We start from the raw sequence: 23,186 nt of genomic DNA, 5'->3' as shown, positions 1-23,186 counted from the left end.
AAGTTTTTTGTTGGAGAAAAAAGGGTTATATTTGGTAAGACAAGAGTACTTTCAGATTAGAGAGGATGAAAAAAGATTGGGATTCATATTCTATGCGATAACACAGATTGCTATCGCTTATTATTTATATGTTCAAGCTCCGCTGTATAATAAAGATCGGTGGCTTTGGACGATATTAGGTTTAATGTTTGGTCCCTACACATTAAGTATTTTTCTTATTCTAACAAATCGAAAAGGGTTAGGATGGACGTTGTTAATAGTAATGTTCCTCTGTTTAATAGCAGGAATTCTATTTTTAAGTTTACTGGTCTGGGCTGTCTTTTTTTCAAAAGGATAATGCTTGTAAAAAAGAAGGTGAGTTTATGAAAAAACAACTAGTATTTGTTTACGGGACGCTTCGAAAAGAGGGAAGTAATGCCAACTTTTTAAAGAATGCAACATACATAGAACATAGATGCTACGCCGAGGGACAACTATACGATACAGGTTGGGGTTACCCAGCATTAATTCTTGAAAAAGATAAATGGGTAACAGGTGAGCTATATGAAGTAACTAAGGAGGAACTAAAACGATTAGACGAACTTGAAGATTTTGTTGAAAACAGAGCTAATAATTTATATGATCGCATCGTTGCTAAAATAAAGACATCAATTGGAGATAAAGAAGCTCTGATGTATGTAATGAATACTAAAGCGAATGACTTTATTTCAATTGAGGAAAATGATTGGATAATATATCTCCAGAGATAAACAAAAAAAGAGGTCACCATTACTTTGGTTGACCCCTTTTATTATGAAAAAGAGTAAATCTCTATTTAGCGATTAAGTTGTTTATACAATGAACGGCAGAATCGACATCATCGAACCGCTTCAGGGAGTTAGTTTCAATCTGAATCACTTCGAACGATTGATCGTTCTTTAAATACTTTACAGAAAAAACAGCTGAATTGTTTTCACTAAAAGTGTGTGTAATATCGGATTCAATATACTGTTTGTTTTGTAAATTTAAGAGTATGGTTTTCACATCTTGTTGGTTCATGATACATCGTCCCCTTTCTATTATGGGGGAACTTGTTAGGAACCCAAATAATAAATTACTTTCCTTCCTTAACATTTATGCTAACATAAGTAATTTTTTAAGTACAGGTAACGAAAGGACTGTTCTTCTAAATTCATCCATTTTCTATCGTCAAAATCGCCTCTATTTCGACATTACCTTTCAATGCTCGTGAAATCATACACGAATGCTCAGCTTTAATGGCGAGTTTTTGAAGAAGTGTCGAAATGTTTTTTGACGTGCCATGTTTGATCGTGACGACCGGTCGATGGATGATTTTTTGATACGTAATCACTCCGTTTGTAACATCGACATATCCTTCAGACTCCATCGTTAAATTTATGTTATCTATCTTACTTCGTTCTATCATGGCAGCAAGTGTGATGATATAACAAGTTGCCGCTGCTCCAAGCAACATTTCATCGGGATTCGTTCCAATTCCTGGTCCATCCATCTCAGGAGGTATCGATACCTTAGTCTTCAAATTCTGTGTTTCTATCGTTCCTATATTATTTCTTCCGCCTGGCCAATGCGCATTCAGATAAAAAACATGTTTTGCCATTTTAAATCACCTCAAATTTTTACTTCTTTAAGTGTAAAGCAAGCGAGCTTTTACGTCACATTTCCTGTTTAAAGTGTACAAAATGTAAGTTTTTTTGTTTTTTTAGTGATCCAAATCAAATTTATCTTCGTTAGCTATTTGAAAACACTTACAGAAGGAGGTGATAACCAGGTGAAACGATTTGTACAATTGGTTGTATTCGCAGCGGGTATGAGTATTCCCGCAATCGTATCGGCTGATAGCGGAGGTATTCTTTCTTCAGTCACAGACCTTACAAAAGAAACAAGTGAGATTGTTGAAAGGGTTCCAGACAAAGTGAACATTTCGACGAAAAATCATTCAGTTACCGATGAGGTTGTGAGACCTACTCTTAACACAGTTACAAATATTGTGAAAGACACAACTCGTGCTGTCGACAAGGTGGATCAAACGGTTAACAAAGTTACCGAGACCGTAAAGCCAGTAGATCAAGCGGTCAAAACGGTAACGAATACAGTCGATACGGTAAAAGAAGCAGTTCCGACAGAAAAGCTAAAAAGTTCTAAACCGATCGTAGATGTAAACCTTACTGAAAAACCTTCGATAAAAGTTGATGTTTTAGATCAGGAGGTGAACGTTACGGTCCCTGTTACACCGGAAAAACCTCAAGTAGAGGTGAAGCTTCCAGTCGTTTCAGAGATTGTTACTACTAAGCCGGAAGTTGAGGAAGTGGTCAAAGCAAAACCAGAACCAGCTCCTACCCCAACACCAGTCACTGAACCTGTTGTGGAGAACAAACCGAATACGAGTGAAACGATGAATGAAACGAAAGGTGCAATAACTAAAAAGCCGGTTGTTGTGAAGACAAAAGAAATTTTTGTAAAAGACATAGAGAATCCCGTTAGTACGATTACGAGTGGAGAAGTACTTAAAAAGAGCAGGGATCAAAAAGAAATTGAGAAACCTGTACGGAAAAAAACAAGTACGGATTATCCGGTAACTCAAAAGGCAACTCAAATACAAATGCTAACTCCATCATCACAAGGTGGACAATCTCCTTCAGGTTCATCCAATGGACCGATGACTTCTTCAAGCACTGTTACGTTCTTGGCTATTCTAGATGGTGGACAAAATGATACTCAGCTTGAAACAGGAAGTCGACTTGGTGAGGGAGTTCGACACTATTATGATCAATGGCTAAATGCTCCACCTGGGCAACCACCACAATCTTTCTTCTTCTAATTCAAATTTGGTAAAACAAAAAAATTAAGAAGAAGAAGGAGAGAAATGACAATGAAAAGATCAAACTTTATTAGAACATTTGCGATTACAGGTGCTGCTGCGGCTGGGTTATTTTTTGGAGGAAGTGAAACATTTGCAGATGAAGGGTCATCAAGTCTTAAAATCGGAACAGGGTTGATCAGTAACATTCAGCTTTCTGAGAAAGATGAAGAGTCTAATCTTAACCTTGATCTAGGTGCCGTAACAGGCATCGAATTAGAGAGCTCAGATGATGATTCGAACCACAATAGCGTAAAAACAAACGTTGGTGCAAATGTGAATGCTGAAGCTTCCGGTGAAGAAGATGAAAAAGCTCAAGTAGGTACAACTGTAAATGCTGGAGTTGAAGCGGAATCAAAAACTGAAGATCATAACGACGGTGCTAAAGCTAATGCGGCAGTCGGAACTGATGCCACAGTTAAAAGTTCTTCTGATGATGAAAGTAAAGCGTCTGTAAACGCAGATACAAACGTTGAAGCGGAAGTTCGTTCTAATGAAGAAGATAACAAAGATTCTAGTTCTCTAAATGCGGGAGCAGATGTTCAAGCAGCTGTCGAAGCTCAAGATGAGGAAGAATCAAATACTGCAGTTGATGCAAACGCAGGTTTAACTGCAGGATTAGAAGCAACTGAGGAAGACGAGAAGTCAAGCGTGAAAGTAGATCTAGGAACAGATGTGATGGCGAACGTAACTTCTGAAGATGAAGGGGATAACTCTTCTCTTATGGCTGACGCTGGTCTATCGGCTGGAGTAGAAGCAACTGAAGAAGACGAGAAGTCAAGCGCGAAAGTAGATCTAGGAACAAACGTGATGGCGAACGTAACTTCTGAAGATGAAGAAGAGAACTCTTCTGTAATGGCTGACGCTGGTCTATGGGCTGGAGTAGAAGCAACTGAGGAAGACGAGAAGTCAAGTGCGAATGTAAATTTAGGTACAGATGTGATGGCGAACGTAACTTCTGAAGATGAAGAAGAGAACTCTTCTGTAATGGCTGACGCTGGTCTATGGGCTGGAGTTGAAGCAACTGAGGAAGACGAGAAGTCAAGTGCGAATGTAAATCTAGGTACAGATGTGATGGCGAACGTATCTTCTGAAGATGAAGAGGATAGCTCTTCTCTAATGGCTGACACTGGTCTATGGGCAGGAGTAGAAGCAACTGAGGAAGACGAGAAGTCAAGTGCGAAAGTAGATCTAGGCACAGATGTGATGGCAAACGTAACTTCTGAAGACGAAGAGAATAACTCTTCTTTGATGGCTGATGCTGGTCTATGGGCAGGAGTAGAAGCAACTGAAGAAGACGAAGCGTCAAGTGCAAAAGTAGATCTAGGCACAGACGTGATGGCGGCTATTATGTCTGAAGACGAAGAAGATCGTTCTTCTTTAAGCTCAATGCTTAACACGGATACAGCACTTTCTTTGTCTTCTGAAGATGAGCTTGAAAATACTTCTCTTAAGTTAAATACTTCAATCATGGCAGACTTAATGAGCTCACTTGATGAAGATGAAGATCGTTCTTCTCTATACTCTTCATTAGACGCTGGTCTTGAACTTGGACTTGAAGGCGATGATGAAGACCGTGGGTTGAATCTAAATCTTTGGACAGGTTTAATGCTAGATGCAATGTATGAAGGACAAGATAATGAAGATTCTATCTTAGAACTTTAATAGGTAAGCTAAAAAGAGACGGCAGACGTGCTGTCTCTTTTTCTATGTGAAAGAATAGGAATAAGGGGTGTGGATAATTTACTAAATTCGAAATTCAACTATTTTTATAGGTTGATATGGAGAAAACACCCTAATTAAATGGAGAGAAATAGCGAAGGAAATAAATTGTTGGGGGACTGTCCCTCATGTATACTTAAGTTTATTAAGTATACATGAGGGTGTTAGGTTAGGAGATGGCGCTATGGTGCATAAAGAAACAAATCTAAAGTTAGTCGTAGCTGGTTTGTTGCTAGGTATTCTAATGGCTGCAATGGATAATACCATTGTTGCAACTGCGATGGGGACGATTGTAGCCGACCTAGGTGGTTTTGATAAATTCGTTTGGGTTACTGGCTCTTATATGGTGGCAGTAATGGCAGGGATGCCAATTTACGGTAAGTTATCCGACATGTATGGCAGAAAACGATTCTTCATTTTTGGACTTGTCGTTTTCCTTATCGGTTCTGCCCTTTGCGGTCTTGCTCAAAGTATGGAGCAGCTGATAGCGTTTCGAGCGATTCAAGGTATCGGCGGTGGAGCATTGATGCCGATCGCATTTACGATTGTTTTTGATATTTTCCCTCCAGAAAAGAGAGGGAAGATGACAGGGCTTCTTGGGGCGGTTTTCGGAACTTCGAGTGTTCTCGGACCTTTACTCGGAGCGTTCATTACAGATGCGATCAGCTGGCATTGGGTGTTCTATATTAACGTTCCAATAGGTGCAGCTTCGTTTTACTTGATCTTCCGTTATTACAAAGAAACACTGGAGCATCGTGAGCAAAAGATTGACTGGTGGGGTGCCATCACACTTGTGATCGCAGTTGTTAGTTTGATGTTTGCCCTTGAACTTGGTGGCAAGACATATGCATGGGATTCAACGCAGATCGTAGCTTTGTTTACGATATTTACTGTCTTTTTCATTGTGTTCTTTGCTGTAGAACAAAAAGCATCCGAACCGATTATTTCATTTTGGATGTTTAAGAAGAGACTATTTGCTACTTCACAGATTCTAGGTTTTCTATACGGTGGAACATTCATTATACTAGCCGTTTTTATTCCTATTTTCGTTCAAGCGGTTTATGGAGGTTCTGCAACAAGTGCAGGCTTAATTCTTACACCAATGATGTTAGGTTCTGTTGCTGGAAGTATGATCGGTGGTATTTTTCAAACGAAAACCAGCTTCCGTAACCTTATGATTGTATCCGTAATTTCTTATTTTACTGGCATGTATATGCTTAGTGGTATGACACCAGATACTTCTAGAACCATGCTTACATTCTTTATGGTCACTGTAGGTATTGGTATGGGGTTCTCGTTCTCTTTATTACCTGCAGCGACTATCAACAAAATGGAGTTTCGTTACCGAGGTTCAGCAAACTCCACGAATGCCTTTTTGCGATCATTAGGTATGACACTGGGTGTAACCATTTTTGGAGCACTTCAAAACCGAATTTTTTATGAAAGAATAAGTGAGAATTTAAAAGGTTTTGCAGGTCAAGGGTCTGCTACTATTAAAGATCTTGATCCACAAAAAGTGTTTCAGTCCGGAGAGCGTGATAAAATACCACCTGAAATACTTGATGGAATTTCAGCTTCTATGTCTGACTCCATTACAACAGTATTCACATATGCACTAATTCCAATCGCGATTTCGGCTGTTGTCATATTGTTTATGGGTAATGAACGAGTAGAGACATCGAAACAACATAAAGAAGCAAAATAATATTATAAAAGAGCTTGGGATGATAATATCCCAAGCTCTTTTAGGTTAAGCGGCACGCGTTGCTTTCTTTTCTTTTTTTGGAGCAACCGTATAGGACAACGATACGACTACATCAATCGCAAGTATTAGAGCCCAAATACGTGTGACATTATTAGCAGTATCGTTTTTGTAGAACAGATCTGTATCTGTTGTGTCATACCAATCTTTTAAAAAAGTATCTAGGTGTATGGATGATACGGCATCTGATAGTCCGAATACTAGCCAAAAAACACCTTGTACCGTGATGAATAAAAAAATGTGCTTAAAAAGATTTCGTCTTTCTTGCTTCGCGTGTTGCATCCCATACAGTGGTTTTGAATCGAGCAGTTCGGGTTCGGGCAATCCACGCCATTTTGCGACCTTTCGCTGAATAAAGCGATCTAACTTCTGAAAATCGCTTTTCCCATACAAAAAGGCATAAGCTATGACAACCAGAATTATGATTTGATATGTTGAGAATTCTCCTGTTCTTAAATAATCGAAATATCCCATCGCAGCAATCCAGAGGTCATTTAAGAGAAAAAGAACGAAGAATGCAATGCTTAATTTCTTCAGATTGAACCAATAACGTACCACTAAAAAAGATAAAGTAGAAACCCAAAATACGGTCTCTGCCAGAATAAGAAATACCCATTTATGATCCAGTACAAAATCCATTTGATGTTCATCCTTTCTTTGCTGCATTTTAAATCAGTGTTTCTCATTAATAGAATACCACTTAAAAATGGGTAAGTCTCCCATATTTAGTATCATTTCTCTTTGCTATTATGTGATAATAAACAGGAAAAGAATATAAAAAACGGAGTGATTTTTATGTATTCAGATACAGCTTCTGAATTGCGCAGCATTCGTAGGACATTGATTGTATTAGGAATCTTGTTATTATTTGTAATCGGATCTATCAATAATGGTGGTAGCGAAGAGAATGAAGAGAATGAAGATTCTCCTGTTATTACAACAAATGTAGAGAATAATCTTGTTCCATTAGGTAACGGGTATTTTGGACTGTACTCCAACTTTGAAGAAACTGGTTCGGAGCATGGAATGAAGATTTATTATTATGATGAAAAAGAAAATAAACTTGTGTTAAAAAAAGAAGAAGACTTAGACACAGTAGAAATTTCAGAATGATGGGAAAGGGTTTTATGGATCACAAAAGTAAATGTAAAATACAAGTAAGTTGTTTTATTAAGTAAGTTCTTCAATTATATGATATACTTTTTCTTGATTATAAAAATTTATAACACTTAGGAGGTGACAACTTATATTCCAGTAACTTGGGGTATAAGGAGTCTTTTTGGACAGTTTGACCTTATTGAAATTACTTGCAGTAGCCGTACTTATTCTACTAACCGCTTTTTTCGTAGCAGCAGAATTTGCGATTGTTAAGATTCGTAAATCAAGAATTGACCAATTAGCTGAAGAAGGCAACAAACGAGCGATTGCAGCACAAAAGGTTATTTCAAACCTTGATGGATCACTCTCTGCCTGTCAGTTAGGTATTACAATTACAGCACTAGGTTTAGGTTGGTTAGGTGAGCCTACGGTAGAAGCAATTCTCGGTCCAGTATTTGAAAAAATGGATTTAAGCCCGGCGATTGTTCATACATTATCATTTGCAATTGCTTTTGCATCCATTACTTTTTTACACGTTGTTCTTGGTGAGCTTGCACCAAAAACAGTAGCTATTCAAAAAGCTGAAACAATCAGCTTATTGTTATCACCTGCATTGATTGGATTCTACAGAGTTATGTATCCATTCATTTGGTTCTTGAACGGAAGTGCGCAGCTTTTAGTAAGAATGTTTGGATTAAAACCAGCGTCAGAGCATGATATGGCACACACCGAGGAAGAACTACGTTTAATTCTAAGTGAGAGCTACAAAAGTGGTGAAATCAACAAATCTGAGTTCAGTTATGTAGAAAAGGTATTCGAATTTGACGACAGAACTGCAAAAGAGATCATGGTCCCTCGTACTGAAATGGTTTGTCTTTACGAAGATAATACCGTTGCAGAAAATATTAATATAATTGCAGAAGAAAAATATACACGTTACCCTGTTGTAGGGGAAGATAAAGATAATGTTCTTGGTATGGTGAATGCGAAAGAAGTATTTTTTGACTTGATTAAAGGAAAAGAATACCCACTTGAACATTACATTAGACCAACATTGAGCGTATTTGAAAACACACCGATCAAAGAAACACTATTAAAGCTGCAGAAAAAAGGCTTTCATATGGCAGTTTTAGTTGATGAATATGGTGGAACAGCAGGTATTGTTACCATTGAAGATATTTTGGAAGAGCTTGTTGGTGAAATACGTGATGAATTTGATGAAGATGAATCACCAATGATTCATGCAGTCAGTCCAAATGTTAAGCACTTTGACGGTAAAGTATTGATCGCAGAAGTGAACGACATTTATGGACTTGAAATTGATGATAGTGAACTTGATACGATTGGTGGCTGGGTCCTTTCACAGAACTCAGAAATACAAGAAAATCAGGTCATATCGTATGATGAATATGATTTCAAGGTGATTGAGATTGATGGACATCAAGTTAAAAAAATCGAAATTACGAAAAGGCTTAATCAGGATGAAGAAACCTCTTCTTCATCCAAAGAATTAGAGCACAACTTAGTTGAAAAAGAAGCTTAAGTTTTAAGAGACCATCGTTAACAGATGGTCTCTTTTCTTGTTTATTATTTTTGATGCAGGGAACAAATGAAGGTAAAGGAGGAGATTACTTTGAAAACTATTACTATTCAATTAGAATACGATGAAACAACAATCCAAGCATCGCAAAATATAGAAAGATTATTAGAAGAACCACTTTCTAGAACAGGATTTAAATTAGTTTCCGTATCCTCATCTTCAGAACATAATACGACTAACGGAATTAAAGATAAAGACTCTACAGGAGCTGGTGGACAAACTTCGCCTGATAATGAAAAGCCACCTAACAGAAATTAAGACGGGATTTCCCGTCTTTTTTCTTTATCATTCTAATTTCCCAGGAAATCGACTTAAATTGACAGAATATATTGACAAATTTATAGTGATTATTTACTATTTAAATAACTAAACTTTTAAGACAAAAGTAAAAGGGGATGAAAGATTAAAAGGGGGTTGAGGGATATGGTAAGAACACCGCAATATCGCTTTATTCGTTTGATAACAGGTAATGAAATAATGGATGTTGATTTATTTCTCTATACCAACAAAACAACTGTAGTGGTAAGTATGCTCTATTACAAACAAGAACATATTATCATGTCCTCTCATACAGCTCCGGATCGAAAAACTGCTTTGAAACAGGCATTCCATACTTTTTACGAAACTAAATTCATCTATGATCAAAAACAACTATCTATAATTAACTAAAAGAAAAAATTAATCATTTTATAGTAAGAATATTTTTTAAAAAATATCTTTATTTGTAAAAGGACATGTGTTTATAATTTAGGTAATCATGAACGAAACGTTTTGATTAACGTTTTTAATGGAGGGTGGGTATGGAAACTTCAGATGGTCAAGTATTAGGAGACAGCCTTTTCATTAATCAAATGAAAACATACGCCAATCAATTTGAACATTCTGAAACACCTTTTCTTATCCAGAAAGACCGAACTTGGGTATATGTAAATCCCGCAGCAAGAAAGATATTAGAAGCGGAAGAAGAAATAATCGGTCAGCCGATATGGAACAACCTCCCAAATGAGTTGCATCATCTAGTGGAGGAAAGAATTCAAACATGCGACAAAGGTATTGCCCCTAAGCCAAGTGAACAAACATGGATCACCCAAAAAGGTAATTCTATTCAATTAGAAGTCATCGGATTTCCCCTAATGTTTACATCACACGCCACACAAATAATTATTCGAAATTTAACACAGCAGCATCTTGAAAAGAAAGAAACGCTTGATCATTTAAAGCTTATAACTGAAAACATGATAGATATTATTGGAATTGTTAGTCATGAGGGGATCTTCACCTATTTGACACCGTCCTATTTTTGGGTAACTGGTTACACTCAAAGTGAAGCGATAGGTACCACTCCATTTAACCTTGTTCATCCTGAAGATAGAGACCGTGTGATTCAAGAGTTTACTCGAATGATCATGAAGGAAATACCTCTTTCGATTGAGTATAGATACTTGAAAAAAGATGGGAGTTATATTTGGCTAGAGTCTAAAGGGACCCCTATTAGTCATAAAGACAACCTCTCTGCGATTGTTGCGTCTCGAGATATTACAAAGAGAAAAGAAGCAGAAGCTGCCTTAAGAAAGAATGAATTTAAACATAAGATTATCTTGGATCATAGCAATGATTTAATCTGCTCAGTTGACATGAATGGAAACTATTTATATGCCTCACGATCTTATAAAAATGTACTAGGGATCGAACCAAGCTCACTCCTCGGTACGAGCGCATTGAATTGTGTTCATTTGGAGGATCATGAGAGTGTAGAGAAATATATTAAATTAGTTGCCGCATTGGAAAATCCGCTACCTCTTGTTTATCGCAAGGTACATGCTTCAGGTCATCCTGTTTTATTAGAGGGGAAGGGCATGCCGATGGTGTCTGATGAAGGGGACATAGAAGGTCTCGTATTTATCTCTAGAGATATTACGGAAAAGAAAAAAGCAGATGAATATATACGAAATAGTGAAAAACTTGCCGTATTGGGAGAACTAGCAGCAGGTGTTGCTCATGAAATCAGAAATCCACTCACATCCATTAAAGGACTGTTTTCTTTAATGAAAAATAGTGAGATCGATCAAAACAAACTCTATTTATACAATGAAGTAATTTGTGAGGAACTTCATCGGATTGAATCTATCGTGAATGAGTTTATGGCATTAGCAAAACCAGACGCTACTCAATATATGAAGAACGTGAACATAATTCAACTTCTGCAAGACACTGTAATGTTACTAACGTCTGAAGCTAATTTGTACAATGTAGAAATTCGTCTATTATTTAAAGAGAGAGATCTCTTTGTCTCTTGTGAAAAGAACCAGATTAAACAAGTTTTTATCAATGTGATTAAAAATGCGATCGAAGCTATGAATGATGGTGGAATTCTCACGATAGCCATTGAAGAAACGACTGATCAAAAAATCAAACTTATCTTTGTAGATAATGGGATTGGAATTGAAGAAGAAAGATTAAAGAGCATTGGCGTCCCTTTCTTTACCAATAAGGAAAAAGGAATTGGGCTAGGGCTAACGGTAAGTAATAAAATTATTACGGAACATAAGGGAGACTTAAAAGTAGAAAGTTACCCTGGTAAAGGAACAACGGTTTCTATCACTTTACGAAAAACGGAATAATTTAGAGCTTAAAGTTCTGAATTAAAAAGACTGAACTCGAAATGAGAGTTCAGTCTTTTTAAATTCCGTCAAACAGCCTAAAAACACTTCTTCCAAGTAGTCGAATCAGCCAAAAAATAAGTTCAGGAATTACTAATACAAGATCAACAATTAAGTCTACCCATGTGTATGTTTCATTGTTGGACTTTTTTTTCTTTCTCCGTCTGAGTGCCATTTTGCCATCACCAATTCCTTTTAATTAAGATAAAATATCATAGATTATGTTTATGAAGTAAAGATTTAATAAAGAAGAACAGGACATAAGAAGCATAAGGTATTTTAGCGAATTGTGATTAATAACTAATGCAACAGTTCGTCTCTTTCGTTGCATTATTAAGATTAGTAAGTTGTTCCTATGTGTAGTCCTTTATACGTTTACATAAAAAAATAGTTTCTTAACATTTCCTCTCTATAATGAACGTTGTACTAAATTCATTTAAAAGGGGTTGCATCAATCATGGATGAAAGACCGATGGATGAATGGATTAAGAAGCTTACGGAAGACAGCTTAAAAAAAAACAAACTGAATCGCAGAACTTTTCTCTCGGGTGCCGGAAAAATTGCAGGAATTTCACTGGGACTCACAATTGCTCAGTCGCTAGGCAGCTACGAAGTGAATGCGGCACCAAAATTTAGAAATTATCCGTTTACGCTAGGTGTAGCTTCAGGTGACCCGTTAGCAGACGGCGTTGTTTTATGGACAAGATTAGCACCAGATCCATTGAATGGAGGAGGAATGCCAAATCAAGCTGTACCTGTAAAATGGGAGATCGCAGAAGATGAACGATTTAAAAAGGTTGTGCAAAAGGGAACGGAGCTAGCGCGTCCTAATCTCGCACACTCTGTCCACGTTGAAGTAGATGGACTTAAGCCAAACCACGTATACTACTACCGATTCAAAAGTGGATATGAGTATAGCCCTGTAGGAAGAACGAAGACACTTCCTAGAAAAGGTGCGAATGTTAAAAGTATGACTTTTGCATTTGCATCTTGTCAGCAATATGAACATGGTTTCTTTACAGCCTATCAGCATATGTCAGAAGAAGAATTAGATTTTGTTGTTCACTTAGGTGACTACATATACGAGTACGGACCGAATGAATATGTATCACCGTCTGGCAATGTTCGAACACATAGCGGTCCTGAGATCATGACACTCGAAGACTATCGAAACAGACATGCACAGTATCGTTCAGATGGTAATTTGAAGGCAGCTCATGCAGCATTCCCTTGGGTCGTAACATGGGATGATCATGAAGTAGAGAACAACTATGCAAACATGATTCCCGAAAAAGGACAGTCTGTTGAAGCGTTTGTCAAACGACGTGCTGCGGGTTATCAAGCGTATTACGAGCACATGCCACTTCGTCGATCTTCTTTACCACACGGAGCTGACATGCTACTCTATCGAGACTTCACTTATGGAAACTTGGCAATGTTCAACGTTATGGATACACGACAATATCGTGATGATCAAGCAAATGGAGACGGAAGTAAACCGCCTACTCCTGAATCTCAAGATCCGAATAGGACGTTAACAGGAATAGAACAGGAACGATGGTTGCTTCAAAACTTAGGGAACTCTAAAGCGCATTGGAATGTTCTAGCTCAGCAAGTATTCTTTGCACAAAGAAACTATGGGACAGCTGAGGCGCCTAGGCTGAGTATGGATGCATGGGATGGGTATACGGCATCCCGTGAACGTATCACAAATTTTATACAATCAGAGAATTTAAATAATATTATTGTACTGACAGGCGATGTACATGCAAGCTGGGCGTGCGATTTAAAAGCGGATTACAATGATTCATCATCTAATGTGATTGGAGCTGAATTTGTAGGTACATCCATCACCTCTGGTGGAAATGGTGCTGATAAACGTTCTGATACTGATAAAATACTAGGGTTGAATCCTCATATTAAATTCTTCAATGATTACCGTGGGTATGTACGATGTACGGTTACACCAGAAGAATGGCGAACCGATTATAAAGTCGTTCCGTTTGTCACTTCACCAGGTGCTGCTATCTCAACGCGTGCTTCCTTTGTCTATCAAAAAGATCAGAACGGTCTGCAACAGGTCGGAGCAACGAAGGTTGCAGAAGGAGTTAAGGTATCTCGTGAGGTAGAGGAAGATCGAAACAGAGCTCATGGTAAAGCACATGAGAAGCAGATGAAGAAAATCGGTGTAGAAGCTGGGCAATAAATTTAGTTAGATGCGGTTGTGACATAGAAGCTTCTGCCACATATAAGAGTAAGTAAGAAGAGCTACTTTGAGATTGGACAGATTAACTGTTCAATCGGACAGATAAATGCTCGAATTGGACAGATTACTCGTTCAATTGGACAGATTAACACTCTAATCAGACAGATTCGTTATGCAATCGGACAGATTAACGTTTAAAGCGTACAAATCCAATTTACTCTAATTAAAGAAAGCTAACTTCACGAGTCAAAACTGCAATATCATGCTAGTTTTGGTTCTCGGAAGTTAGCTTTTCGTCTATTTTTTATCTTTCATCGCTGCTTTTAGAGCATCTGCTAGACTGTTTCCAAAGCTTTCATCTTCTTTGTTGTTACTATATTTCTTAAGAAGCTGGCGTTCTTCTCGCTTTGTAACTTTCTTTTTCTTATCCTCTGCTTTTTCTACTACATTACATGGTTTACACTGAAAATAAGTCCCAGCCTTTCCGTTATGCAGTTCCATCTTTTTGTGACATTGAGGACAGCGTCGGTTCGATAGTTTAGGGTCTTTACGTCGGCGATATGAACACTCACGATCAGAGCAGACAAGCACCTTGCCGTCCCGGCCTTTAACTTCTTTCAACAACTTGCCGCATTCAGGACATTTTGAACCTGTAAGGTTATGTGCGCGATATTCCTGCGAGCTCGTCTTGATTTCCATTACTAGCTGTTTTGTTTGTTTACGGATGTTCTCTAGAAACTCTTTCGGATTTCCTTTACCACGTGCTATGGCTTCAAGTTCTTGCTCCCATTTAGCCGTGAGTTCAGGTGACTTCAGCTCATCATTCACAAGATCGATCAACTGTTTTCCTTTTGGAGTAGGATGAAGCTTATTGTTTTTACGATCAAGTACTTCAGATCCTAGAAGTCTTTCAATGATATCAGCCCGTGTTGCAGGTGTACCTAGACTGTATTTTTCCATACGAGATAAAAGGTCGGCCTCAGTAAAACGAGAAGGCGGCTCAGTGAGCTTTTTCTCCGCATTTACATCTTTAACAGAAAGGGTTTGCCCTTCTTTTAAATTGGCGAGTGCACGCGGACTTTCTTCTTCTTTACCTGACAGCACTTTAAATCCTGGATCAAGCACTAGCGTTTCACGGGCCATAAATGTTTCACCCGCAACGTTTAATGTAGCGGTCAACGTTTCAGATCGATAAGCCGGATAGAAAAGAGCCAAGAAGCGGCGTGCGATCAAGTCATATAATTTACGCTCATCGTTATCGAGATCACCTAAGTGCAATGGTTCATCTGTCGGTATAATCGCATGGTGATCCGTTACTTTTGAATCGTTAAATACTTTCTTAGCTACTACGTTTCCTTTGTGCTTGAGCAAGGGCTGCACTTCTTCACGATATCCTGAAGACATCCCCTGAAGACGATCATACATCGTATTTTCCATATCTTTTGTTAAGTAGCGGGAATCTGTTCTTGGATACGTAACGAGCTTGTATTGCTCATAAAGTTTTTGTAGTACAGAAGAGGTCTTCTTAGCAGAGAAACCGAAACGACGATTGGCATCACGCTGTAACTCAGTAAGATCATAAGGCATCGGATGTGCTTCTGTTTTTTCTTTCTTTTGAAGTGAAGAGACCGTTGCTTGCTGTCCCTTTACTTTGCTTACTATGTCGTTCGCTTTTTTCTCTTCAAAAAGACGCTTCTCACCGTTATGTTCCCAAGCCGCTTTTAACATACCAATCGCCGCATCAATCGTCCAAAAATCCTTCGGTTGGAACGCGTTGATCTCTTGCTCGCGGTCTAGGATCATCGCAAGTGTTGGCGTCTGCACTCGACCTGCAGAAAGCGGATCGTTGTACTTCGTCGTTAACGCTCTTGTTACGTTTAGCCCGATCAGCCAGTCTGCCTCAGATCGGCAAACGGCAGATTGGTAAAGATTTTCGTATTGCTTAGCGGGTTTTAGCTGATTAAATCCATCACGAATCGCTTTATCCGTTTGAGATGAAATCCATAAACGTTTGACTGGTTTTTGCCATCTTACTTTTTCCATGATCCAGCGAGCCACAAGTTCGCCTTCACGCCCAGCATCTGTTGCGATTACAAGCTCACTAATGTCTTTCCGTTTAGAAAGTTGTTCAACTGCACGAAACTGGTGACTCACTTGTCGGATTACTTTTAGTCCCATATGGTTTGGAATAATCGGAAGATCTTCCAAGCGCCATTGTTTATATTGCTTGTCATAGTCTTCTGGCATCTTTAACTCAACTAAATGACCGAGTGCCCAAGTAACGATGTGCTTCGGTCCTTCAATATAACTTTTATTCTGTTGCTTACATCCTAGGACACGGGCAAGATCACGTGCCACACTCGGCTTTTCAGCAAGGATTAATTGTTTCATAGTGTACCCCTTTCAAACTTCTACTTTAGTCATTATAACAGAGTGTAAAAATAAGAAAAAAATGAAGATTTATATCTCCTGCATGTTTTCTAAATACTGTATACTGAATAGTGAGTCTATTTTACTTTGTTAAGTAATTTTTAATCAATATAGTGACACAGTTTCGGTATAACTGAGAGGGGAAAGGGAACATGTGGAGAAACCGGAATTTTTTAATTTTGATGTTTGGACTTGCTGTATCTAGCACAGGTCTATGGGTAGGTATTATTGGCAATCTTGAATTTTTGCAGATGAATGTTGAATCATCTTTTCTACAGGCACTAATTATCTTGGCTGGGTTCCTAGTAGGAATCTTTCTTGCACCGATGGCGGGTCGAATCATTGATCGCAGCAATAAGAAAAAGATACTGATCTACGCTGGATTTGCTCGATGTGCGGCTATCTTCTTTATGTATTTGGCAATCGCTTATAACAATGTTTGGTGGATGGTCGTTTATACGCTTGTTATCGGTATATCTGGAACGTTTTCTCAGCCTGCTATGCAAACCATGTTGCCCTTAATCGTAAAAAAAGAAGAACTTTTAGATGCCAATGGTGTCAACATGAACATCTTCACGGCATCAAGGATCGTTGGTACTGCACTCGGCGGAGTGATGCTAGTTGGCATGTCGCTATTTTCTTTGTACACGGTTACTCTTATTTCATATGTAATCCTTCTTATATCTACTTTCTTTTTAGATGTGGAGGAACAGCCTAAGAAAGCAGATTCCTCAGGTAGAAAGGATAATTTCTTCAGAACGCTTGGGGAATTGTATCCCATTATAAAGAACGAACGTAAAGTTGTGTATGGTATCTTTTTATTAATTCCTGCTTACCTATTTTTATCTGGATTCAACTTAATGGTGATTGAGATCAGTGAGTTGCAGGATAATGCCGGTATTAAAGGAATTCTTTATACGACTGAAGGCGTTTGTGTATTCATTGGAACATTTTTATCAAAGAAATTCTTTAGAGATAATCCGAAGTTAAGCTATATGTTCGCTATTACCTTTGTTATCGCTGCTGCACACACATCTTTGTTTTTAGCAGATCATCCAATCATGTCGGTTCTTTCTTTCGGATTATTTGGTCTTGCTGCTGGAACGCTGTTTCCTGTTGTTACTACCATTTTCCAGACAGATGTCCCATCAGACTATCACGGCAGGTTTTTCTCTATAAAAGGAATGGTTGATAATATAATATTCCAGGTTTTGATGCTGCTAACTGGCTTGTTCCTAGACACAATTGGATTTCATAAAATGGTCATAGGGTTTGGTATTACATCTTTCTTCATTGCAACAGTCATCTATTATCAATATAAGACTAAGAGTGGATCAAATAAGAATGATAGAATGGCAGCCATTAAATAAATACGGGTTCGAATGAGAGTGGCTAACCGTCACTCTTTTTTAATACTTTGGTTCTGGGTTTAGCGTTTCAATAAAAGGACCATAACAGCAAGATTGAGGACGATTTGCTCAGTTAAAATGGTTAAAATAATGAAAAGATGATTGATGGAGGTGTGGTCTGTGGGTACGATACAAATGTCGTTTGATGAGATGTGGGATAAAATTATGGAATGTAACAGGTCATATGATGGCCTTTTTTATACAGCAGTAAAAACAACAAAGATTTATTGCCGTCCATCTTGTCGTTCGCGAAAACCTAAAAAGCAAAACGTAGTATTTTATGACTCAATTTCTCAATGTGAGGAAGCAGGCTATCGAGCGTGTAAAAGATGTCAGCCAGAGATTGAACATTGTCCACAAATCAATCTGATTAGAAAAGCTGCCAGTTTCTTAGTAAACAATCATCAAAAAAGAATTCTTTTACAAGATGTAGCCGAACATTCTGGAGTGAGTCCATTTTATCTCGAACGATTATTTAAAGAAGAATTGAATGTTACGCCCCGAGAATATGTGGAGAACATTCGAATAGATAAAGCGGCTTATCTGTTAAGCAACACTTCAAAAACCAGCCTGGAGATATGCTACGAATCAGGGTTTCAGAGCCCTTCTAACTTTTATAAAACGTTCCGCACGTATAAGAATTGCTCACCAAGTGACTACCGAAAGTCCATAGAAGCTAAGGTTACGAATCATGAGATGGACTGAAGAATTAGATGGAACATTGGAGATAGAGTTGCCACCGGAATTCTCCTATAGAGAATGTCTTGTTTTTCTTGAAAGATCACCACTAGAAGTTCTTCACCACATACATGATAAACATATTTATAAGTTAATAATTGTGAATGCTGAACTGATCTTGATCAAAATCAGTTACAGAGTGCACGTCCTCATCATCGAGTTCCCAGATAGGGAGCCACCTAACATGGATACGGTCGTTGAATATATAGGGAATTGGTTTGACCTGAATCAGGATCTTTCATCATTTTATGAAGCTGTTTCAGAAGATAGCCTATTACAGCCGCTCGTAGAACGGTATTATGGTTTACGTATGATTGGTATTCCTGATCTTTTTGAAGCATTGACTTGGGCGATCATGGGACAGCAGATCAATTTAACTTTTGCCTATACTTTGAAGAAGAGGTTGGTTGAGAACTATGGGAAGAAGCTAGTCCTTCATGAGAATGAATACTGGGCATATCCATCTCCTGAAATCATCGCAGATCTCCAGATTGATGATTTAAGAAATCTCCAATTTACAACGCGAAAAGCGGAATATGTGATTGGTATAGCAAAAGAAATAGTGGAAGGTCGTCTGTCAAAGGAAAAACTGAGATCTTCTGAAGATCCTGCTAAACAACTTATCTCCCTCAGAGGGATCGGACCTTGGACAGCGGATTATGTGTTGATGAAATGCTTACTAAAGCCCGATGCTTTTCCAGTCGCTGACGTAGGGCTGCAGAATGCCGTGATGAAACAGTTAGAATGGCAGAAAAAGCCAACAATGAATGAATTAAAGAAACAAGCGGAAAATTGGAGTGGATGGGAAGCATACGCCACTTTTTATTTATGGAGGTCGTTATATGAGTAAGCACTATAAAGTAGAGTTAGATTCTCCTTTAGGCGTTATCGAGATTTTAGGAACCGAAGACGTCGTTCAGTCCATTCTTTTCTTAGAAAAAGAGAAGGCGCTTGAGAACCAAGAGGAGATTTCTGCAGTTCTACTCGACTGCAGAAATCAACTTATAGAATACTTTCAAGGTGTAAGGCAAACTTTTACGTTTCCATTCCAATATAGCGGTACTCCTTTTCAACAAACAGTCTGGAATTCACTAATTGGTATTCCGTTCGCAGAAACCGCCTCTTATCGAGATATTGCCATCACGCTTCAAAAAGAAAAAGCGGTTCGGGCGGTAGGGAATGCCAATGGCAAGAACAAGTTAAGTATTGTGGTTCCTTGTCATCGAATAATAGGTTCAAGCGGGAGCCTAACAGGTTATGCGGGAGGCTTATGGAGAAAGGAATGGCTATTACATCATGAGAAAAAGGTTAAAGAATCACGATTAGTATAGAAAGATAACTTTTATATTAAAAGAAATAAGAACGTTAATTACAAGAATAGTTAGATAATTCAATCATATTAAGGCTTCGGAATTATTTTTAACCCTTTATAAGAAAACGGATACATTTTAATTTACAATAGTAAGAAAAAGTATTAAAATGAGAAAGTTCCAAAAAATAGAAATATATAGGGGGCTTTCTCGATGAAAAAGTTTTTAGCGGTAACAGCGGCTGCTGTACTTGCGCTTAGCGTAGGTTGCAGCAAGGAAGAAGAGAAACCAAAAGAAGAGGCTAAGCCAGCGGCTGCAGAAAAGAAAGAAGATGGAAATGCTGAAAAAATCACACTTCTTAACTTTGAAGGTGATCTTATGAACCAGCTTCGTGGATACCACGCTCCATTCAACGCATACGCTGCAGGTCTTGAAAAAGAAGGCGAAGAAGCACTTCCGCAAGCAGAGCTTGATAAATTAAAAGCAGATGCAAAAGCAAGCGGTGAAAAAGCAGTTGCAGAGATTCCATCCATTGAAGTACCATCAGATCTTTCAAAAGAAAACCAAGAAGCTGTAAAAGGTTCTCTTGAAGAGCTTAAAAAATCTTATGAAGCTCGTGTAGCTGGTTTAGAAGATGAAGCTAAAGCAACTGAAGCTGACGAGTTGTTCACAGGCTTTGAAGAAAAGTTGAATTCAGTTCACGAAAAATTAAAGTTGATCCCAGGTCAATTTGCTAAAGAAGTTCAATAATAGTTGATATTGCTGTCTCTTAAAGAGACAGCTGTTTTTTATATTTGGATACAAAAAAAGAAGCCGACGGCTTCTTTTTTTGAATTTCCTTATAGAAACAGACCCGCAATTGCAGCAGATAAGATACTTACTAATGTTGCACCGTATAGAAGTTTTAATCCAAAGCGAGCAACGGTATTTCCTTGTTCTTCATGTAGCCCTTTAACAGCACCAGTAATGATACCGATAGAAGAGAAATTGGCGAATGAAACAAGAAAGACAGAGACGATCCCGACTGTTCGATCAGACATGTCTTTCGCGTATTTTGCTAGATCGATCATAGCTACAAATTCATTCGAAACAAGTTTGGTTGCCATGATCGTACCTGCAGAAACAGCTTCTGCCCAAGGGATACCAACTAAAAATGCAACGGGAGCAAATACATATCCGAGCATCGTTTGGAACGTAATCCCGAAAATCATATCAAACACATCGTTGATTAACGCGATTAATGCTACAAATCCAAGAAGCATGGCACCGACAATTACAGCTACTTTAAAGCCGTCCATGATGTACTCACCAAGCATCTCGAAAAAGGTTTGCTTTTCTTCTTCAATTTCGATGATGTCATCATCTTCAGTTACTTCATAAGGATTGATGATGTTTGCGATGATGAATCCGCCAAATAAGTTGAGTACGAGTGCTGTTACAACGTATTTTGGATCGATCATAGCCATGTATGCTCCTAGGATAGAAGCGGATACAGTTGACATGGCAGAAGTACAAAGCGTATATAGGCGATGCTTTGGTAGATGACCTAATAATTTTTTTACAGAGATAAATACTTCTGATTGTCCAAAAACAGCAGAAGCCACTGCGTTGTAAGACTCCAGTCTTCCTAAGCCGTTTACCTTACTTAGCGCAAAACCGATCCATTTGATGATGAATGGAAGAATTCTAAAGTGCTGTGCGATTCCTATTAATACAGAAATAAAGACGATCGGCAATAAAACAGTTAAGAAAAAAGGCATCGCAGCTTCATTTGCGAGGCCGCCGAACACGAATTCAACCCCTGCACCTGCATAACTTAACAACTTTTCGAACAGTTTTGAGATACCTTTTATAATGACAAGGCCAACGCCTGTATTTAATAGAAAGTATGTAAGGACAAGCTGTAATCCAAGCATAACTAAGATCGGCTTGTATTTGATCTTTTTGCGATCATTGCTGACAAGAAAGGCTAACAAGAAAACTGCTGCCACTCCAGCCAGAAAGATGATGTACTTCATTTTTCTTTTCCTCCTAAATAACTCACTTGTTGAACCTTACTATTATTAGATAATATCCTGTTTTTCGCAACTATAAAAAATTCCTTATTTGTTAGTATTAACCATTAAACGAAATAAATAATTGAGTTGCAAGGATTTTAGTTGTTTTAGAAGAAGTATTAATGGGATAAAAGGAAAAAGGAGCGGATCATTTGAAACATGCTTTATTGGTTATTGATGCACAGCAAGAACTAATCGAGGGGAATGAGAGTGAGCAGGGAGTTTATAACAAAGAGGGATTGCTTCAAAACATAAATAGTGTAATTGAAAAAGCGAAGAAAGCCGAAGCTTCGATTGTTTTTGTTAGAGACTTAGATGTCTCTGAGGGAAGGGGACCAGGCTTTGAGGTTCATTCTGTCATTAATATACCAGAGGATGCTGAAGTTTTTGATAAAAAAGCAACGAATGCCTTTTACAATACACCTTTATTAAGTTATCTAAAAGATGAAAATATCAGCCATCTTGTTCTAATGGGTTGCAAAACAGAACATTGCATCGATACTGCTGTAAGATTCGCAACTGTCTCTGGCTTCGATGTCACCCTTGTTGAAGATGGTCACTCTACTTCAGATTCAGAAGTGTTAAAAGCAGAGCAGATCGTAAGCCATCACAATAAAGTTCTGCATGGCCACTATAATGTCGATCATTTTTCAGTTGTACGCAAGACAGAGGAAGATCTGTTCAATCCTATTCACGATAATTACCGATAAAACAAATAGCAAAACGTTTGTTTTGAAGTGAGTGTATACGTATGATGAATGGTGAAAGAGCAAATTCTAAGGAGGTTTATTATGAATCAATTAACAATTCAAAACTTTGAACTAGCGAGAAGTTTCTTTCTGAAGCAATTGGATGGTATGGATGAGTCTGCAGCAGATATCCAACCCCATGGGTTCAATAATAATATCCGCTGGCACATTGGACACGTCCTCACGACTGCGGAATACTTTATGTTTGGGTTCCCGGAACATTCTGCTAATCTACCTACGCACTATGTTGAGCTATTTAATAGAGGTACAAGTCCTGCAGATTGGAAAGGTGAAGTTCCTACACTTAAAGAACTCAAACAGCAGTTAGAAGAACAGTTAGTACGTGTAAAAGAGATGCCAGAAGAACGCTTGTTTGAAAAGCTAGAGAAACCAGTATTCAATTTTACTACTTTTGGTGAGCTTGTGAATTTCACTGTTTTTCACGAAACGTATCACCTCGGACAAATGCATGCGATAAAAAGAGTCATCGAAAATCAAACAGCAAAACAAGCATAGTTTTTTGAACAAAAAAACAGTGAAAACCTTTTAGGGATTCACTGTTTTTAT

24 protein-coding genes are annotated in these 23,186 nt (G+C 38.2%); 18 read left to right on the top strand and 6 right to left on the bottom strand.

Translation table 11 applies throughout. The features are described from left to right. Positions 1-76: 76 nt before the first annotated feature. The gene (locus IHV11_RS16075) at positions 77-337 is read left to right on the top strand and encodes a hypothetical protein (protein WP_231618105.1); all 261 of its coding nucleotides are present in this window, start codon (positions 77-79) and stop codon (positions 335-337) included. Between the two features lie 25 nt (positions 338-362). Then, positions 363-749, top strand: coding sequence for a gamma-glutamylcyclotransferase family protein (locus IHV11_RS16070; RefSeq protein ID WP_197195512.1), 387 nt, complete (start codon positions 363-365; stop codon positions 747-749). A 61-nt stretch (positions 750-810) separates the two neighbouring features. Here the strand turns inward: IHV11_RS16070 and IHV11_RS16065 are convergent, their stop codons facing one another. Next, on the bottom strand, positions 811-1,038 hold the full coding sequence (locus IHV11_RS16065) for a DUF1797 family protein (RefSeq protein ID WP_197190668.1): 228 nt from the start codon (positions 1,036-1,038) through the stop codon (positions 811-813). Positions 1,039-1,171: 133 nt separating this feature from the next. Then, complete coding sequence (locus tag IHV11_RS16060; RefSeq protein WP_197195511.1) at positions 1,172-1,618, bottom strand: OsmC family protein; 447 nt, start codon at positions 1,616-1,618, stop codon at positions 1,172-1,174. 171 nt (positions 1,619-1,789) lie between these two features. Between IHV11_RS16060 and IHV11_RS16055 the strand changes: the two genes are divergently transcribed. From IHV11_RS16055 to IHV11_RS16045, 3 genes are all read left to right on the top strand, one after another. After that, the gene (locus tag IHV11_RS16055; protein WP_197195510.1) at positions 1,790-2,839 is read left to right on the top strand and encodes a hypothetical protein; all 1,050 of its coding nucleotides are present in this window, start codon (positions 1,790-1,792) and stop codon (positions 2,837-2,839) included. A 51-nt stretch (positions 2,840-2,890) separates the two neighbouring features. Then, positions 2,891-4,543, top strand: a complete 1,653-nt coding sequence (locus tag IHV11_RS16050) for a hypothetical protein (RefSeq protein WP_197195509.1) — start codon at positions 2,891-2,893, stop codon at positions 4,541-4,543. Positions 4,544-4,784: 241 nt separating this feature from the next. Then, the gene (locus IHV11_RS16045) at positions 4,785-6,305 is read left to right on the top strand and encodes an MDR family MFS transporter (RefSeq protein WP_197195508.1); all 1,521 of its coding nucleotides are present in this window, start codon (positions 4,785-4,787) and stop codon (positions 6,303-6,305) included. Between the two features lie 45 nt (positions 6,306-6,350). Here the strand turns inward: IHV11_RS16045 and IHV11_RS16040 are convergent, their stop codons facing one another. After that, positions 6,351-7,001, bottom strand: a complete 651-nt coding sequence (locus IHV11_RS16040) for a hypothetical protein (RefSeq protein ID WP_197195507.1) — start codon at positions 6,999-7,001, stop codon at positions 6,351-6,353. Positions 7,002-7,157: 156 nt separating this feature from the next. Here IHV11_RS16040 and IHV11_RS16035 point away from each other — a divergent pair, with 156 nt between their 5' ends. The 5 genes from IHV11_RS16035 to IHV11_RS16015 all read left to right on the top strand — a co-directional run bounded on the left by IHV11_RS16035 (position 7,158) and on the right by IHV11_RS16015 (position 11,681). Further along, positions 7,158-7,475, top strand: coding sequence for a hypothetical protein (locus IHV11_RS16035; protein ID WP_197195506.1), 318 nt, complete (start codon positions 7,158-7,160; stop codon positions 7,473-7,475). Positions 7,476-7,650: 175 nt separating this feature from the next. Next, entirely contained in the window at positions 7,651-9,003 is a 1,353-nt protein-coding gene (locus IHV11_RS16030; protein ID WP_197195754.1) for a hemolysin family protein, read from the top strand. Positions 9,004-9,093: 90 nt separating this feature from the next. Then, positions 9,094-9,318, top strand: coding sequence for a hypothetical protein (locus IHV11_RS16025; RefSeq protein ID WP_197195505.1), 225 nt, complete (start codon positions 9,094-9,096; stop codon positions 9,316-9,318). 165 nt (positions 9,319-9,483) lie between these two features. Further along, positions 9,484-9,729: a hypothetical protein gene (locus IHV11_RS16020; RefSeq protein ID WP_197195504.1), complete on the top strand. Its 246-nt coding sequence runs from the start codon at positions 9,484-9,486 to the stop codon at positions 9,727-9,729. Between the two features lie 131 nt (positions 9,730-9,860). Continuing rightward, positions 9,861-11,681, top strand: a complete 1,821-nt coding sequence (locus IHV11_RS16015; protein ID WP_197195503.1) for a PAS domain S-box protein — start codon at positions 9,861-9,863, stop codon at positions 11,679-11,681. A gap of 58 nt (positions 11,682-11,739) precedes the next feature. Here IHV11_RS16015 and IHV11_RS16010 read toward each other — a convergent pair whose 3' ends face one another. Next, on the bottom strand, positions 11,740-11,895 hold the full coding sequence (locus tag IHV11_RS16010; protein ID WP_197195502.1) for a hypothetical protein: 156 nt from the start codon (positions 11,893-11,895) through the stop codon (positions 11,740-11,742). A gap of 282 nt (positions 11,896-12,177) precedes the next feature. On the opposite strand from IHV11_RS16010, the gene IHV11_RS16005 reads away from it, so the two are divergent. Beyond that, positions 12,178-13,926, top strand: a complete 1,749-nt coding sequence (locus IHV11_RS16005) for an alkaline phosphatase D family protein (RefSeq protein ID WP_197195501.1) — start codon at positions 12,178-12,180, stop codon at positions 13,924-13,926. A gap of 297 nt (positions 13,927-14,223) precedes the next feature. Here the strand turns inward: IHV11_RS16005 and IHV11_RS16000 are convergent, their stop codons facing one another. Next, positions 14,224-16,317: a DNA topoisomerase III gene (locus tag IHV11_RS16000; RefSeq protein ID WP_197195500.1), complete on the bottom strand. Its 2,094-nt coding sequence runs from the start codon at positions 16,315-16,317 to the stop codon at positions 14,224-14,226. Positions 16,318-16,508: 191 nt separating this feature from the next. Here IHV11_RS16000 and IHV11_RS15995 point away from each other — a divergent pair, with 191 nt between their 5' ends. From IHV11_RS15995 to IHV11_RS15975, 5 genes are all read left to right on the top strand, one after another. Further along, complete coding sequence (locus IHV11_RS15995; RefSeq protein WP_197127097.1) at positions 16,509-17,726, top strand: MFS transporter; 1,218 nt, start codon at positions 16,509-16,511, stop codon at positions 17,724-17,726. Positions 17,727-17,885: 159 nt separating this feature from the next. Beyond that, positions 17,886-18,470, top strand: a complete 585-nt coding sequence (locus tag IHV11_RS15990) for a bifunctional transcriptional activator/DNA repair enzyme AdaA (RefSeq protein WP_370568691.1) — start codon at positions 17,886-17,888, stop codon at positions 18,468-18,470. Next, a complete protein-coding gene (locus IHV11_RS15985; RefSeq protein ID WP_197195499.1) occupies positions 18,457-19,353 on the top strand; it encodes a DNA-3-methyladenine glycosylase family protein in 897 nt (298 codons plus the stop codon). The genes IHV11_RS15990 and IHV11_RS15985 overlap by 14 nt, the downstream gene beginning before the upstream one ends. Beyond that, positions 19,346-19,834, top strand: a complete 489-nt coding sequence (locus IHV11_RS15980) for a methylated-DNA--[protein]-cysteine S-methyltransferase (RefSeq protein WP_197195498.1) — start codon at positions 19,346-19,348, stop codon at positions 19,832-19,834. Before IHV11_RS15985 ends, IHV11_RS15980 begins: the two co-directional genes overlap by 8 nt. A gap of 192 nt (positions 19,835-20,026) precedes the next feature. Beyond that, entirely contained in the window at positions 20,027-20,563 is a 537-nt protein-coding gene (locus tag IHV11_RS15975) for a hypothetical protein (protein WP_197127100.1), read from the top strand. Between the two features lie 89 nt (positions 20,564-20,652). Here IHV11_RS15975 and IHV11_RS15970 read toward each other — a convergent pair whose 3' ends face one another. Beyond that, positions 20,653-21,831: a NupC/NupG family nucleoside CNT transporter gene (locus IHV11_RS15970; RefSeq protein ID WP_197127101.1), complete on the bottom strand. Its 1,179-nt coding sequence runs from the start codon at positions 21,829-21,831 to the stop codon at positions 20,653-20,655. 191 nt (positions 21,832-22,022) lie between these two features. Here IHV11_RS15970 and IHV11_RS15965 point away from each other — a divergent pair, with 191 nt between their 5' ends. Then, positions 22,023-22,580 carry a cysteine hydrolase family protein gene (locus IHV11_RS15965; protein WP_197195497.1) on the top strand — a complete coding sequence of 186 codons (558 nt, stop codon included), beginning with the start codon at positions 22,023-22,025 and terminating at the stop codon, positions 22,578-22,580. 81 nt (positions 22,581-22,661) lie between these two features. Then, complete coding sequence (locus IHV11_RS15960; RefSeq protein WP_197127103.1) at positions 22,662-23,135, top strand: DinB family protein; 474 nt, start codon at positions 22,662-22,664, stop codon at positions 23,133-23,135. The last annotated feature ends 51 nt before the right edge of the window (positions 23,136-23,186 follow it).

It is taken from the genome of Fictibacillus sp. 26RED30 (assembly GCF_015903845.1).
GTDB classification, from domain to species: domain Bacteria; phylum Bacillota; class Bacilli; order Bacillales; family Fictibacillaceae; genus Fictibacillus; species Fictibacillus phosphorivorans.
The sequence above is the reverse complement of the archived record's forward strand: the minus strand, read 5'-3'. Positions and strand labels throughout refer to the sequence as shown.

Excerpts from the sequence above, each read along its gene's own strand:
- IHV11_RS16070 (WP_197195512.1), top strand. The coding sequence starts at position 363 with ATGAAAAAACAACTAGTATTTGTTTACGGGACGCTTCGAAAAGAGGGA.
- IHV11_RS16065 (WP_197190668.1), bottom strand. The coding sequence starts at position 1,038 with ATGAACCAACAAGATGTGAAAACCATACTCTTAAATTTACAAAACAAA.
- IHV11_RS16060 (WP_197195511.1), bottom strand. The coding sequence starts at position 1,618 with ATGGCAAAACATGTTTTTTATCTGAATGCGCATTGGCCAGGCGGAAGA.
- IHV11_RS16050 (WP_197195509.1), top strand. The coding sequence starts at position 2,891 with ATGAAAAGATCAAACTTTATTAGAACATTTGCGATTACAGGTGCTGCT.
- IHV11_RS16045 (WP_197195508.1), top strand. The coding sequence starts at position 4,785 with ATGGTGCATAAAGAAACAAATCTAAAGTTAGTCGTAGCTGGTTTGTTG.
- IHV11_RS16040 (WP_197195507.1), bottom strand. The coding sequence starts at position 7,001 with ATGGATTTTGTACTGGATCATAAATGGGTATTTCTTATTCTGGCAGAG.
- IHV11_RS16035 (WP_197195506.1), top strand. The coding sequence starts at position 7,158 with ATGTATTCAGATACAGCTTCTGAATTGCGCAGCATTCGTAGGACATTG.
- IHV11_RS16020 (WP_197195504.1), top strand. The coding sequence starts at position 9,484 with ATGGTAAGAACACCGCAATATCGCTTTATTCGTTTGATAACAGGTAAT.
- IHV11_RS16015 (WP_197195503.1), top strand. The coding sequence starts at position 9,861 with ATGGAAACTTCAGATGGTCAAGTATTAGGAGACAGCCTTTTCATTAAT.
- IHV11_RS16010 (WP_197195502.1), bottom strand. The coding sequence starts at position 11,895 with ATGGCACTCAGACGGAGAAAGAAAAAAAAGTCCAACAATGAAACATAC.
- IHV11_RS16005 (WP_197195501.1), top strand. The coding sequence starts at position 12,178 with ATGGATGAAAGACCGATGGATGAATGGATTAAGAAGCTTACGGAAGAC.
- IHV11_RS16000 (WP_197195500.1), bottom strand. The coding sequence starts at position 16,317 with ATGAAACAATTAATCCTTGCTGAAAAGCCGAGTGTGGCACGTGATCTT.
- IHV11_RS15995 (WP_197127097.1), top strand. The coding sequence starts at position 16,509 with ATGTGGAGAAACCGGAATTTTTTAATTTTGATGTTTGGACTTGCTGTA.
- IHV11_RS15985 (WP_197195499.1), top strand. The coding sequence starts at position 18,457 with ATGAGATGGACTGAAGAATTAGATGGAACATTGGAGATAGAGTTGCCA.
- IHV11_RS15980 (WP_197195498.1), top strand. The coding sequence starts at position 19,346 with ATGAGTAAGCACTATAAAGTAGAGTTAGATTCTCCTTTAGGCGTTATC.
- IHV11_RS15975 (WP_197127100.1), top strand. The coding sequence starts at position 20,027 with ATGAAAAAGTTTTTAGCGGTAACAGCGGCTGCTGTACTTGCGCTTAGC.
- IHV11_RS15970 (WP_197127101.1), bottom strand. The coding sequence starts at position 21,831 with ATGAAGTACATCATCTTTCTGGCTGGAGTGGCAGCAGTTTTCTTGTTA.
- IHV11_RS15960 (WP_197127103.1), top strand. The coding sequence starts at position 22,662 with ATGAATCAATTAACAATTCAAAACTTTGAACTAGCGAGAAGTTTCTTT.